Consider the following 13,182-nt stretch of genomic DNA (forward strand, 5'->3'; position numbering starts at 1 on the left):
TTTTGTTTGCGCCCGGATCAACGATTTAAGTATTTGATTGAGAAACACAAATCGATTGACAACTACCGGCTTATGGATAGAATGGCGGCCGCGGGATGGAGCAGTCTGGTAGCTCGTCGGGCTCATAACCCGAAGGTCGTAGGTTCAAATCCTGCTCCCGCAACCAGTTATCCAAAAAAGGCCACTCAATCGAGTGGCCTTTTTTGTGTGCGCAGCTTTGTGCGCAGCTTGCTGCCCCCCCCCTCGACAGGCCTGCGCCGGTCAGTCGCGACGCGACGGCGACAGCAACTCGATCTTGTAGCCATCCGGATCCTCGACGAAGGCCAGGATGCTGCTGCCGTGCTTCATCGGCCCCGGCTCGCGGGTGATCTTGCCGCCGCGGGCGCGAATGTCTTCGCAAGCCTTGTAGACGTCGGCGACCTCCAGGGCGATATGACCGTAGCCGGTGCCCAGGTCGTAGCTGTCGACGCCCCAGTTGTGGGTCAGTTCGATCACGCTGTTGTGCGCCTCGTCGCCATAGCCGACGAAGGCCAGGGTGAACTGGCCATCCGGATAGTCCTTGCGACGCAACAGGGTCATGCCCAACACGTCGATGTAGAAGGCGATGGATTTATCCAGATCGCCCACGCGCAGCATGGTATGCAGCAGTCTCATCGAATCTCTCCTTGTCCGTGGCCCGCCGTGCGGGCCTGAAAATGCAGACCCCGGCGCGTGGCCGGGGTCTTGTGTCAGGCTCGAGCGCTCCGACGCTATCAGAGCAGCTGGCGGCCCTTGTTCGCGGCGATGCGCATGCGCAGCGCGTTGAGCTTAATGAAGCCCGCGGCATCCTGCTGATTGTAGGCGCCGGCGTCGTCCTCGAAGGTGGCGATGGTGGCATCGAACAGCGAGTCGTCGGACTTGCGGCCGACCACGATGACATTGCCCTTGTACAGCTTCAGGCGCACCACGCCGTTCACGCTGACCTGGGAAGCGTCGATCATCTGCTGCAGCATCAGACGCTCCGGGCTCCACCAGAAACCGTTGTAGATCAGACTGGCGTACTTGGGCATCAGCTCGTCTTTCAGGTGAGCGACTTCGCGGTCGAGGGTGATCGACTCGATGGCGCGGTGGCCCTTGAGCATGATGGTGCCACCGGGGGTCTCGTAGCAGCCGCGCGACTTCATGCCGACGAAGCGGTTCTCGACGATGTCCAGACGACCGATGCCGTTCTCGCCGCCGATGCGGTTGAGCTCGGCCAGCACGGTGGCCGGGGTCATGTCCTTGCCGTCGATGGCGACGATGTCACCGGCGCGGTAGGTCAGCTCGATGTAGGTGGGGGTGTCCGGCGCCGCTTCCGGCGACTTGGTCCAGCGCCACATGTCTTCTTCGTGCTCGGTCCAGGTGTCTTCCAGCACGCCGCCTTCATAGGAGATGTGCAGCAGGTTGGCATCCATGGAGTACGGCGACTTCTTCTTGCCATGGCGCTCGATCGGGATGGCGTGCTTCTCGGCATAGTCCATCAGCTTCTCGCGGGACATCAGGTCCCACTCGCGCCAGGGGGCGATGACCTTGACGCCCGGCTTGAGCGCATAGGCGCCCAGCTCGAAGCGCACCTGGTCGTTGCCCTTGCCGGTGGCACCATGGGAGATGGCGTCGGCGCCGGTTTCGTTGGCGATCTCGATCAGGCGCTTGGCGATCAGCGGGCGGGCGATGGAGGTGCCCAGCAGGTACTCGCCTTCATAGATGGTGTTGGCGCGGAACATCGGGTAGACGAAGTCGCGGACGAACTCTTCGCGCAGGTCGTCGATGTAGATTTCCTTGACGCCCATGGCCTTCGCCTTGGCGCGGGCCGGCTCGACTTCTTCACCCTGGCCGAGGTCGGCGGTGAAAGTCACCACCTCGCAGTTATAGGTATCTTGCAGCCACTTGAGGATCACCGAAGTGTCCAGGCCACCGGAATATGCCAGGACTACCTTGTTTACGTCGGCCATGCCAATCAACTCCACGGGGTTGTTCGGGAAAACCCGTGATTCTACTGCCCGCGCCGAACGATTTACAGGGGCGCGACAGCTTATGACGACGAAGCGACGGCTTCTTTCAGCACGGCGACACTCAGGAGCCGGTCGGCGCCTACAGTACTTCACCCTCGGCAGGCGACTCGGGGACCCGATCCAGGCGCACGGTGACCCGGCGATTCTTGGCCCGATTGGCGGCGCTGTTGTTCGGCACCAGCGGATAGCGCTCGCCATGAAAGCGCAGAGTGACCTGCTCGGCCGGTACCCCATTGGCCTTGAGGTAGTCCATCACCGCCAGCGCCCGACGCCGGGACAGGTCGCGGTTGGTCAGGCGGTTGCCGCTGTTGTCGGCATGCCCGTCGAGCTGGATCCGGTTGACGCTGGGGTCGGCCTTGAGAAACTCGAGGATGATGTCCAGCTTGGCCTGGGCCAGGGGCTCCAGGTCGACGCCGCCGCCCGGAAAGCCGATCTGGCTCTGGCGCACCTGGTCGAAGTTGACCGGCAACAGCTTGGCCGTGCAGCCCAGGTAATCGCGATAGGCCTGCTGGAATTTCACCGGCAGCAAGCGCACCTCCAAACGCTCGCCGCCACGCAGGGTATGGTGACGCACCAGCGGACTGCGACCTTCGAGCAAGCCGGTCAGCAAGCGACTGGCCTGCTCCTGGCTGGAGCTGAACGGCACATCCCCCTCGCCCACCCGGACCGAACCCAGGTTGATGTCACCACGCCCCGGTTGCCAGGGAGCCGCGGCCGCCAGCAGGGTCGCCGAACCACTGGCCAGCCAGCGCTCGCGCACCTGCAGGCGGAAGGTTGCCTGCTCGCCGGCACGGCGGACGAACTCGCCGACGCCGAAGTCGGCGACGCTTTGGGACAGACGGCACTCGAACTGGTCGCCCGCAATCTGCCACTGGACGTTTTCCAGGCGAGTCTGAAAGCTGATAGCCCAGGCCGGCAGACACAGCGCCAGACTGGCGATCAGGCTGAGCAGGGCGATACATGGCTGGCGCACATCGAGCTCCACTGGATTAACGTCGTTCCCTCGGGGTATCGGTGGGGCGGGAAAAAACTTAAGCGCGTAGTTGCCGGCAAGCCTGCTGGACGCGCATGCGCGCGTGCCCTGACGGGGCTTTTCCGGTAGCATTCCAGGCACGTTTTGCCCGCCTGGAAGCCCCCATGACCGACCGCATCACCCTGCTGCGTCCCGACGACTGGCACATTCACCTGCGCGATGGCGCGGTACTGCCACACACTGTCGCCGATGTGGCGCGCACCTTCGCCCGCGCCATCATCATGCCGAACCTGGTACCGCCGGTACGTACCGCCAGCGAAGCCGACGCCTATCGCCAGCGCATTCTCGCCGCGCGCCCGGCCGGCAGCCGGTTCGAGCCACTGATGGTGCTCTACCTCACCGACCAGACCAGCCCGGCAGACGTGCGCGAGGCCAAGGCCTCGGGCTTCGTCCATGCGGCCAAGCTCTATCCGGCCGGGGCCACCACCAATTCCGACTCGGGCGTTACCGCCCTCGAGAAGATCTTTCCGGCACTCGAGGCCATGGCCGAAGTCGGCCTGCCGCTGCTGGTCCACGGCGAAGTGACGCGTAGCGAGATCGATGTCTTCGATCGCGAGAAATACTTCATCGACGAGCAACTGAGCCGCGTGGTCGAGCGCTTCCCGACCCTCAAGGTGGTGTTCGAGCACATCACCACTCGCGACGCGGTCGAATTCGTCAATGCCGCACCGGCCAATGTCGGCGCCACCATCACCGCCCACCACCTGCTGTACAACCGCAACCACATGCTGGTCGGCGGCATTCGCCCACACTTCTACTGCCTGCCGATCCTCAAGCGCAATCTGCACCAGGAAGCCCTGCTCGACGCCGCCACCGGCGGCAGCGCCAAGTTCTTCCTCGGGACCGACTCGGCCCCCCATGCCAAGCACGCCAAGGAAGCCGCCTGCGGCTGCGCCGGCTGCTACACCGTCTATGCGGCCATCGAGCTGTATGCCGAGGCCTTCGAGCAGCGCAATGCGCTGGACAAGCTGGAGGCCTTCGCCAGCCTGAACGGCCCGGATTTCTATGGCCTGCCGCGCAACAGCGAGACCATCACTCTGGTACGCGAAGAATGGACCGCCCCGGCCAGCCTGCCCCTCGGCGAGCACAGCGTGATCCCCCTGCGTGCCGGCGAAAGCCTGCGCTGGCGCCTGCTGGAGAGCCACTCGTGAGCGCCGAACAGTTCGACAACGAGCTCGACAGCCCGAGCAGCGGCGGCTCACGCCATCCCATGGCCGCGCGCTTTCGCGGCTACCTGCCGGTGGTGGTGGACGTGGAAACCGGCGGCTTCAACTGCGCCACCGACGCCCTACTGGAGATCGCCGCCACCACCATCGGCATGGACGAGCAGGGCTTTCTCTTCCCCGAGCACACCCAGTTCTTCCGCATCGAACCCTTCGAGGGCGCCAATATCGAAGCGGCGGCGCTGGAGTTCACCGGGATCAAGCTGGACCATCCACTGCGCATGGCGGTGAGCGAGGAACATGCGCTGACGGAAATCTTCCGCGGCCTGCGCAAATCGCTGAAGGCCAATGGCTGCAAGCGGGCGATCCTGGTCGGGCACAACAGCAGCTTCGACCTGGGCTTTCTCAACGCCGCCGTGGCGCGCTGCGAGATCAAGCGCAACCCCTTCCACCCCTTCTCCAGCTTCGACACCGCCACCCTGGCCGGCCTCGCCTACGGCCAGACCGTACTGGCCCGGGCCTGCCAGGCCGCCGGCATCGAATTCGATGGCAAGGAGGCGCATTCGGCGCGCTACGACACCGAGAAGACCGCCGAGCTGTTCTGCGGCATCGTCAATCGCTGGAAAGAAATGGGCGGCTGGATGGACTTCGACGACTGATCCGACCCAGGCACAAAAAAACCGGCACTTAGCCGGTTTTTTTGTGTCGCGTCGTCGGCCCGTTAGAGGCTGGCGGCGTTCTCGGCCAGGTACTTGGCCACCCCTTCCGGCGAAGCGGTCATGCCACGATCGCCTTTCTTCCAGTTGGCCGGGCAGACCTCGCCATGCTCTTCGGTGAACTGCAGGGCGTCGACCAGGCGCAGTAGTTCGTCCATGTTGCGACCTAGCGGCAGGTCGTTGACGATCTGCGAGCGCACCACGCCGTTGGTGTCGATCAGGAAGGCGCCGCGGAAGGCTACGCCACCTTCGGACTCGACGTCGTAGGCCTTGCAGATCTCATGATTGATGTCGGCGGCCAGGGTGTACTGGACCGGGCCGATGCCGCCCTTGTCCACCGGGGTGTTGCGCCAGGCGTTGTGGGTGAAGTGGGAGTCGATGGACACGCCAATCACTTCGACGTTGCGCGCCTGGAACTCGGGAATGCGGCGATCCAGGGCGATCAGCTCGGACGGGCAGACGAAGGTGAAGTCCAGCGGATAGAAGAACACCAGGCCGTATTTGCCTTCGATCGCCGAGGACAGACTGAAGCTGTCGACGATTTCGCCATTGCCCAGCACGGCGGCGACGTTGAAATCCGGGGCCTTCTTACCTACGAGTACGCTCATTCGATATCTCCTTGCATGCAGAATGCGGCGCGCGTCTTACTCGACTGTAAGGCCATCTGACGACAGCCCGGTGACACAGCCCGCGCCGCACGGCCGGGCATCATACACCGCATTCTTGAGCCCCGCCCACCGCTTTCTGACCCTCGAGTCAGCTCCGCCACCAGGCTCCCGGAGCGACCGTTCATCTGCTTCTTCCGCGCGGCCACCGGCGTGTTTTGACAAGCATTCTCATTAACATTAGTATCTATCTCATCAAGCCACTCCCACGCGACGAGAGTCAACTATGTACGTCTGCCTCTGCGAAGGTGTCACCGACGGTCAAATCCGCGACGCAATCTACGAAGGTTGCTGCAGCTACCGTGATGTCCGCACTACCCTCGGTGTCGGCAGCCAATGTGGCAAGTGTGCCTGCCTGGCCAAGCAGGTAGTGCGCGAGACGTTGAGCGAGGTGCAAAGCAGCCAGGCCGCGCTGGCCTATCCGGCCCACTTCGTCGCCGCCTAGTGCCCGCAACGCCAGCAAGCCGGACCTCGAGTCCGGTTTTTTTTGCCTGAAATTCAAGCGCTTAGGCTCCTAACACGGACGCGAACCGCTTCTATTCGTACTAATTTTCAAATAGATTTCAACAGCTTAGGTTTGACAGACCGGAGTGCTCGGGCCAAGATTTATCGCTAACTCTCCTCGCAAGGCAGCCCAGAACATGAAAGGCGACAAGAAGGTCATCCAGCTTCTGAACAAGATCCTCGGTAACGAGCTGGTCGCGATCAACCAGTACTTCCTGCATGCGCGCATGTACGAGGACTGGGGCCTGAAGAAGCTCGGCGAGCACGAATACCACGAGTCGATCGACGAGATGAAGCATGCGGACAAGCTGGTCAAGCGCATCCTGTTTCTCGAAGGCCTGCCCAACCTGCAGGACTACGGCAAGATCCTGATCGGCGAGCACACCAAGGAGATGCTCGAGTGCGACCTGAAGATCGAGCACAAGGCCCATGTCGACCTGAAAGAGGCGATCGCCTACTGCGAGAGCATCGGCGACTACGCCAGCCGTGAACTGCTGGAAGAAATCCTCTGCTCGGAAGAGGACCACATCGACTGGCTGGAGACCCAGCTCGGCCTGATCGACAAGGTCGGCATGGAAAACTACCTGCAATCGCAGATGGACGACTGAGGCTCAACCAGGCCCAGCACAAACGGGAGCCAGCGGCTCCCGTTCTTTATTGCCGCCGGCCACCAGGCAGACAGAAAAAACCCCGCCTCGGCGGGGTTTTTCGTTGCAGCCTCGGCTCAGGCGTCGGCCTGCTGCACGGCGTTCTTGATCAGGGTCTGCAGCTCGCCCTTCTCGAACATCTCGGCCAGGATGTCGCTGCCACCGACCAGCTCGCCACCGACCCACAGCTGCGGGAAGGTCGGCCAGTTGGCGTACTTCGGCAGGTTGGCGCGGATTTCCGGATTCTGCAGGATGTCGACATAGGCGAACTTCTCGCCACAGGCCATGACCACTTGCGCGGCCTTCGACGAGAAGCCGCACTGCGGGGCATTCGGCGAGCCTTTCATGTACAGCAGAACGGTGTTGTTGGCGATCTGCTCTTTGATGGTTTCGATGATATCCATGGGGCACCTCAGGTCTTAACTTCCCGACTCGGGGTCGGCACTGTGGCCGCATTGTAGCGAAAAGCCGAGCGTAATGCTCGGCCTTGCCGGGAACAAACCCGGGAGCCCGGCAGCCCCGGCGGACGAACCGTTTCGCGGCGCCGCCGGCCAGGTGCCGATCAGGCCGCAGAGACCTCCACCGGCACGCCATTGAGCGCCGCATTGCCGGAGACGCTGTCGAGTTGTCGCTCGTCGGTCAGGTCATTGGCGCTGGCGCCCGGCTGCTCGCTGGCGATCGCCATCTGCACCCCGGGACGCGCATGTCCCCAGCCGTGCGGCAGGCTGACCACCCCGGGCATCATCTCGTCGCTGGCGGCCACTTCCACCTCGATCATGCCGACCCGCGAGCGCACGCGCACACGCTGGCCGTCGGCGATACCACGCCGATCCAGGTCCGCCGGATGCATCAGCAGCTGATGCCGCGGCTTGCCCTTCACCAGGCGGTGGTAGTTGTGCATCCAGGAGTTGTTGCTGCGCACATGGCGACGGCCGATCAGCAGCAACTGGTCGGCCTGCAGCTGTTGCTGCTCGGCAAAGCGTCCTAGGTCGGCCAGCAGCAGGTCGGGAGCGGCCTGCACGACCTGGTTCGGGGTGCGCAGGCGCGCCGCCAGATTGGGCTTGAGCGCGCCCAGATCGATGCCATGGGGATGTTCGCGCAAGGTGGCCAGACTCAGCTTCTGCGCTGCCTGGTCGCCATAGCGCCCGGCGCGCAGGCCGATGTCGATCATTTGCGCCGGCGCCAGGGTCGGCTTCAGCACCGCGCCGGTCCTGGCGGCGAAGGCCTGGGCCAGACCGACGAAGATCTCCCAGTCGTGCAGCGCTCCGTCGGGCTTGGGCAGCACCGCCTCGTTGAAACGGCTGACGTTGCGTATGGCGAAGCTGTTGAAGGTCATGTCGTAGTGATCGTGCTCCAGGGGCGCGGTCGGCGGCAGGATCAGGTCGGCGTAGCGGGTGGTCTCGTTGATATAGGGATCGATGCTGAGCATGAACTCGAGCCCCTCGAGCGCCTGCTCCAGCTGCCGTCCGTTCGGCGTCGACAGCACCGGATTGCCGGCGACGGTGATCAGCGCGCGGATCTGGCCCTCCCCGGGCGTCAGCATCTCCTCGGCCAGGGCCGCCACCGGCAGCTCGCCGGCGTACTCCGGCAACGCGGAAACACGGCTGCGCCAGCGATCGAAGTGGGTGCCGGAACTGGAAGCGGTGATATCGATGGCCGCCTCGGTGCAGAGCGCACCGCCCTCGCGGTCGAGGTTGCCGGTGACCAGATTGATCAACTGCACCAACCACTGGCAGAGGGAGCCGAAGGCCTGGGTGGAGACGCCCATGCGCCCGTAGCACACAGCTTTGTCGGCGCCGGCGAAATCCCGCGCCAGCTGGCGGATGGCCGCGGCCGGCACCCCACAACGCGCGGCCATGGCCTCGGCACTGAAGCCGGCGATGGCCTGGCGCACCGCGTCCAGTCCCTCGACCGGCAGATGGCTGGCGCGGGTCAGGCCCTCCTCGAACAGCGTATTGAGCAGGGCCAGCAGCAGCGCCGCATCCTCGCCCGGACGCACGAACAGGTGCTGATCGGCAATGGCCGCGGTTTCGCTGCGGCGGGGATCGACCACCACCAGTTTGCCGCCACGCGCCTGGATCGCCTTCAGGCGCTTCTCCACGTCCGGCACGGTCATGATGCTGCCATTGGAGGCCAGCGGGTTGCCGCCCAGGATCAGCATGAAGTCGGTGTGGTCGATATCGGGAATCGGCAACAGCATGCCGTGCCCGTACATCAACAGGCTGCTCAGGTGATGGGGAAGCTGGTCGACTGAGGTCGCGGAGAAGCGGCTGCGAGTCTTGAGCAGGCCGAGAAAGTAATTGCTGTGGGTCATCAACCCGTAGTTATGCACGCTGGGGTTGCCGTGGTAGGTGGCGACGGCACTTTGCCCATGGCGCTGCTGGATCTCGCTCAGGCGCTCGGCGACCAAGGCGAAGGCCTCGTCCCAGCCGATGGCCTGCCACTCGCTGTCGACCCGGCGCATCGGCTGGCGCAGGCGGTCGGGGTCGTTCTGGATGTCCTGCAGGGCCACGGCCTTGGGGCAAATATGGCCACGGCTGAAACTGTCCTGGGCATCACCCTTGATCGACAGGATGCGAATGCTGCCGTCGTCTTCCGCCTGGGTCTCGATGTTCAGGCCGCAGATGGCTTCGCAGAGATGGCACGCACGGTGATGGAGGGTCTTGGTCATGGCCTAGCCTCATATTCTTGTTCGAGACGACCGGTCAGGTCGCGTTGCAAAGACTATGGCGGCTGGTGGGGAGCTACGCTAGCAGGGTTCGTCTCATGAATCGGCCAGCATCATGCCAACCGATTCAGTCTTGCAGACAGCCGATTCTTAACGAATCGCGGTCACAGTGCCCTTCTTGCCCGTCACCTTGACGCTGACGGTCTTGTAGACAAAGTAATCCTCGACGTTCACTTCGTAACGCGGTGCGACGATCAGGTCGGCACCCGAAGCGGTAACGGCTTTGTAGGCTGCTGCGGACTTGGCGGAAGCCACCGGGTCGAGACCCAGAGCGAAACCACCTTCGCTGCCACCATAGGTCACGCCATCGGCAAACTGGCTGTCGCCACCCAGCTTGAAGACGTTGAACAGGATGCTCACCGAGGATTGACCGGAGATGGACTCGCCCACTTTCACGTCGGCCTTCAGGTCAGTTTCAACAGTGCCGTTTAGGGGAGCGGTCGGTTGGCTGACGTTCTGGCTGGCACAGCCAGTCAGCAGAGCGAGGGCAGAGAAAGCGGCGGCGTAGGCTACGTGTTTCATGCAAAACTCCTTTGCATAACATTCCATGGATACCCCATTGCGGGGGCAATGCATTGCCTGGAAAAGGCGCGGGCATCCTAGAAGCCCTATCTAGAGCGGGCAAGCATAGAAGTCAGTTTTGTGACATCTCGCACAGGGATATAGGCGATGGCTTACACGACGCCCCTGAGCCTGTGCACGACTGGACGGTTTGCGCCACCTCGTCATTTCCTTATAAGATCGCGCCTTCCCCGTTTCGTCGCCCAGTGCGGCTCCCAGCCGCAGGTTCCGCCGTTTCCAAGTCAAACCTGGCCTTTGAACCTGCGCCTGTCGTCAAAAGGTAGTGAACATGAGCGCAAGACACTTTCTCTCGCTGAAGGACTGCACACCACAAGAGCTGGTGAGCCTGATCCGCCGCGGCATCGAGCTGAAGGACTTGCGCAATCGCGGCGTGCTGTTCGAGCCGCTGAAGAACCGCGTGCTGGGGATGATCTTCGAGAAGGCTTCGACCCGTACCCGCCTGTCCTTCGAGGCCGGCATGATCCAGCTGGGCGGGCAGGCGATCTTCCTGTCGCCACGCGACACCCAGCTGGGCCGTGGCGAGCCGATTGCCGACGCCGCCAAGGTCATGTCGCGCATGCTCGATGCGGTGATGATCCGCACCTTCGCCCATAGCAACCTCACCGAATTCGCCGCCAACTCGCGGGTACCGGTGATCAATGGCCTGTCCGATGACCTGCACCCCTGCCAGCTGCTGGCCGACATGCAGACCTACCTGGAACACCGCGGCAATATCGCCGGCAAGACGGTGACCTGGATCGGCGACGGCAACAACATGTGCAATTCCTATATAGAAGCCGCCGAGCAATTCGACTTCCAGCTGCGCGTGGCCTGCCCCGAGGGCTATGAACCCAAGGCCGATCTGGTCGCCCAGGCCGGCGATCGCGTGCAGATCTTCCGCGATCCGCGCGAAGCCGTGGCCGGCGCCCAGTTGGTCACCACCGATGTCTGGGCCTCGATGGGCCAGGAAGAAGAGATCGCCGAACGCCACAGGCTGTTCAAACCCTACCAGGTCGACCGTGAGCTGCTCGATGGCGCCGCCGCGGACGTGCTGTTCCTGCACTGCCTGCCAGCCCACCGTGGCGAGGAAATCAGCCAGGACCTGCTCGACGACCCGCGTTCGGTCGCCTGGGATCAGGCGGAGAACCGCCTGCACGCGCAGAAGGCGCTGCTGGAATTCCTCGTCGAACCAGCCTACCACCACGCATGAGCCAGCCCCTGCTGCTGAACCTGCGCGACCTGAGCTGTGGCTACCATGAGCACAAGGTGGTGCAGGACCTCAATCTGCACCTGAACGCCGGCGATATCGGCTGCCTGCTCGGCCCATCCGGCTGCGGCAAGACCACCACCCTGCGCGCCATCGCCGGTTTCGAGCCGGTGGCCGAAGGGGAGATCCAGCTGGCTGGCGAGGTCATCTCGCGCCCCGGCTTCACCCTGGCACCGGACAAGCGCCGGATCGGCATGGTGTTCCAGGATTACGCGCTGTTCCCGCACCTGACCCTGGCCGAGAACGTCGCGTTCGGCATCCGCAAGCACGCCGACTGCGCGCGCATCACCGACGAACTGCTGGAACTGGTCAAGCTCAGCCACCTGGGCAAGCGCTACCCCCACGAGCTGTCCGGCGGCCAGCAGCAGCGCGTCGCCCTGGCCCGCGCCCTGGCGCCTGAACCGCGGCTGTTGCTGCTCGACGAACCCTTTTCCAACCTCGATGGCGAGTTGCGCCGGCGCCTCAGCCATGAGGTCCGCGACATTCTCAAGAGCCGCGGCACCAGCGCCATCCTGGTCACCCACGACCAGGAAGAAGCCTTCGCCGTCAGCGACCATGTCGGGGTCTTCCACGAAGGCCGGCTGCAGCAGTGGGACACCCCGTTCAACCTCTACCACGAACCCCTGACCCCCTTCGTCGCCAGCTTCATCGGTCAGGGCTACTTCATTCGCGGCCAGTTGCTCAGCCCCGACTCGGTGCAGACCGAGCTCGGCCTGATTCGCGGCAACCGCGCCTACACCTGGCCGGTGGGCAGCGCGGTGGACGTGCTGCTGCGCCCGGACGACATCGTCTACGACCCAGAGGGCGCGCTGCAGGCGCGAATCGTCGGCAAGACCTTCCTCGGCGCGGCCACCCTCTATCGCCTGCAACTGGCCACGGGCAGCCAGCTCGAGGCGATCTTCCCCAGCCACGCCGACCACCAGCCGGGCGAGCATGTCGGCATCCGCGTCGCCGCCGACCACCTGGTGGTGTTCCCGGCCCCCGGCAGCGTCGCCGCCCAGGTCAAACTGGGCGACTCCGGCGTGCGCCGCTGCACCAGCGCCCGCTGAGCGCCGCCGGTACTTCAGTCCTCGTCCAGGTAGAGGCGGCCGCTGGCTACCAGCACCGCCTGACCGGCGATCTTCACCCGCTCGCCGACCAGGCTGCAGTGCAGCTCGCCGCCCCGCGCCGAGCACTGGTAGGCGCTCAGCTCGCGCTTGCCCAGGCGTTCGGCCCAATAAGGGGTGAGGATGCAGTGGGCCGAACCGGTCACCGGATCCTCGTCGATGCCCACACCCGGGGCGAAGTAGCGCGAAACGAAATCGTGGGTACGACCCGGCGCGGTGACGATCACGCCCAAGCCGGGTAGCCGGGCCAAGGCATCGAGGTCCGGGCGACAGTCGCGCACCGCCTGCTCGGAGGCGAGTTCGGCCAACAACTCCTTGCCGCCCCGCACCGACAGCACCGGCTGGCCGAGGATACGCTCGAGCGTTTCGGCCATCGCCGTCTCTTCCAGATACTGCGCGGGAAAATCCAGCACCAGATGGCCTCGTTCGCGGCTGACGCTCAGCGCCCCGGACTGGCAGCTGAAGTCCAGGCGCTCGCCGGGTACGCCGTAGCAGGCGAACAGCACATGGGCGCTGGCCAGGGTGGCATGACCGCACAGTGGCACCTCGCATCTGGGAGTGAACCAGCGGATGCGCCAGGCGCCATCCTCGGCCACCACGAAGGCGGTCTCGGCCTGATTGTGCTCGGCGGCGATCTGCTGCATCAGCCCCTCGGCCAACCAGGCATTGAGGCGGTAGACCACCGCCGGGTTGCCGTGGAAAAGCCGATCGCTGAAGGCGTCCACCTGATGAAATTCCAACTGCATGCTGCGCTCCTGGGCC

At 64.1% G+C, this 13,182-nt stretch carries 14 protein-coding genes and 1 tRNA gene; 7 read left to right on the plus strand and 8 right to left on the minus strand.

Features of this window, described 5'->3' with window-relative positions; genetic code table 11:
- Positions 1 to 89 precede the first annotated feature (89 nt).
- Positions 90 to 166, plus strand: a tRNA-Met gene (locus tag AB5S05_RS02755).
- Between the two features lie 95 nt (positions 167 to 261).
- Here the strand turns inward: AB5S05_RS02755 and gloA are convergent.
- The 3 genes from gloA to AB5S05_RS02770 all read right to left on the minus strand — a co-directional run bounded on the left by gloA (position 262) and on the right by AB5S05_RS02770 (position 3,003).
- Complete coding sequence (gloA, locus tag AB5S05_RS02760; RefSeq protein WP_369285902.1) at positions 262 to 654, minus strand: lactoylglutathione lyase; 393 nt, start codon at positions 652 to 654, stop codon at positions 262 to 264.
- Positions 655 to 752: 98 nt separating this feature from the next.
- Complete coding sequence (locus AB5S05_RS02765) at positions 753 to 1,970, minus strand: argininosuccinate synthase (RefSeq protein ID WP_369285903.1); 1,218 nt, start codon at positions 1,968 to 1,970, stop codon at positions 753 to 755.
- A gap of 139 nt (positions 1,971 to 2,109) precedes the next feature.
- A complete protein-coding gene (locus AB5S05_RS02770; protein WP_438943530.1) occupies positions 2,110 to 3,003 on the minus strand; it encodes a flagellar protein MotY in 894 nt (297 codons plus the stop codon).
- A 164-nt stretch (positions 3,004 to 3,167) separates the two neighbouring features.
- Between AB5S05_RS02770 and pyrC the strand changes: the two genes are divergently transcribed.
- Entirely contained in the window at positions 3,168 to 4,214 is a 1,047-nt protein-coding gene (gene pyrC / locus AB5S05_RS02775; RefSeq protein WP_369285904.1) for a dihydroorotase, read from the plus strand.
- Positions 4,211 to 4,885, plus strand: coding sequence for a ribonuclease T (gene rnt / locus AB5S05_RS02780; protein WP_438943531.1), 675 nt, complete (start codon positions 4,211 to 4,213; stop codon positions 4,883 to 4,885). Before pyrC ends, rnt begins: the two co-directional genes overlap by 4 nt.
- A gap of 62 nt (positions 4,886 to 4,947) precedes the next feature.
- Here the strand turns inward: rnt and AB5S05_RS02785 are convergent, their stop codons facing one another.
- Positions 4,948 to 5,550, minus strand: a complete 603-nt coding sequence (locus tag AB5S05_RS02785) for a peroxiredoxin (protein ID WP_369285905.1) — start codon at positions 5,548 to 5,550, stop codon at positions 4,948 to 4,950.
- 283 nt (positions 5,551 to 5,833) lie between these two features.
- Between AB5S05_RS02785 and AB5S05_RS02790 the strand changes: the two genes are divergently transcribed.
- Positions 5,834 to 6,052 (plus strand): bacterioferritin-associated ferredoxin, encoded by a 219-nt coding sequence (locus AB5S05_RS02790; protein WP_369285906.1) that lies wholly within the window; start codon positions 5,834 to 5,836, stop codon positions 6,050 to 6,052.
- 196 nt (positions 6,053 to 6,248) lie between these two features.
- Complete coding sequence (gene bfr / locus AB5S05_RS02795; protein WP_369285907.1) at positions 6,249 to 6,719, plus strand: bacterioferritin; 471 nt, start codon at positions 6,249 to 6,251, stop codon at positions 6,717 to 6,719.
- Positions 6,720 to 6,835: 116 nt separating this feature from the next.
- On the opposite strand, the gene grxD is transcribed toward bfr, so the two are convergent.
- From grxD to AB5S05_RS02810, 3 genes are all read right to left on the minus strand, one after another.
- Positions 6,836 to 7,162, minus strand: a complete 327-nt coding sequence (gene grxD, locus AB5S05_RS02800) for a Grx4 family monothiol glutaredoxin (RefSeq protein WP_369285908.1) — start codon at positions 7,160 to 7,162, stop codon at positions 6,836 to 6,838.
- A 158-nt stretch (positions 7,163 to 7,320) separates the two neighbouring features.
- Positions 7,321 to 9,429 (minus strand): molybdopterin oxidoreductase family protein, encoded by a 2,109-nt coding sequence (locus AB5S05_RS02805; protein WP_369285909.1) that lies wholly within the window; start codon positions 9,427 to 9,429, stop codon positions 7,321 to 7,323.
- A 147-nt stretch (positions 9,430 to 9,576) separates the two neighbouring features.
- On the minus strand, positions 9,577 to 10,008 hold the full coding sequence (locus AB5S05_RS02810) for a hypothetical protein (protein ID WP_369285910.1): 432 nt from the start codon (positions 10,006 to 10,008) through the stop codon (positions 9,577 to 9,579).
- 328 nt (positions 10,009 to 10,336) lie between these two features.
- On the opposite strand from AB5S05_RS02810, the gene argF reads away from it, so the two are divergent.
- The gene (gene argF, locus AB5S05_RS02815; RefSeq protein ID WP_369285912.1) at positions 10,337 to 11,257 is read left to right on the plus strand and encodes an ornithine carbamoyltransferase; all 921 of its coding nucleotides are present in this window, start codon (positions 10,337 to 10,339) and stop codon (positions 11,255 to 11,257) included.
- Positions 11,254 to 12,363 carry an ABC transporter ATP-binding protein gene (locus AB5S05_RS02820; protein WP_369285913.1) on the plus strand — a complete coding sequence of 370 codons (1,110 nt, stop codon included), beginning with the start codon at positions 11,254 to 11,256 and terminating at the stop codon, positions 12,361 to 12,363. Before argF ends, AB5S05_RS02820 begins: the two co-directional genes overlap by 4 nt.
- A gap of 14 nt (positions 12,364 to 12,377) precedes the next feature.
- Here the strand turns inward: AB5S05_RS02820 and AB5S05_RS02825 are convergent, their stop codons facing one another.
- On the minus strand, positions 12,378 to 13,166 hold the full coding sequence (locus AB5S05_RS02825) for a PhzF family phenazine biosynthesis protein (RefSeq protein ID WP_369285914.1): 789 nt from the start codon (positions 13,164 to 13,166) through the stop codon (positions 12,378 to 12,380).
- Between the last annotated feature and the right edge of the window lie 16 nt (positions 13,167 to 13,182).

This window comes from Pseudomonas zhanjiangensis (assembly GCF_041027545.1).
GTDB classification, from domain to species: domain Bacteria; phylum Pseudomonadota; class Gammaproteobacteria; order Pseudomonadales; family Pseudomonadaceae; genus Aquipseudomonas; species Aquipseudomonas zhanjiangensis.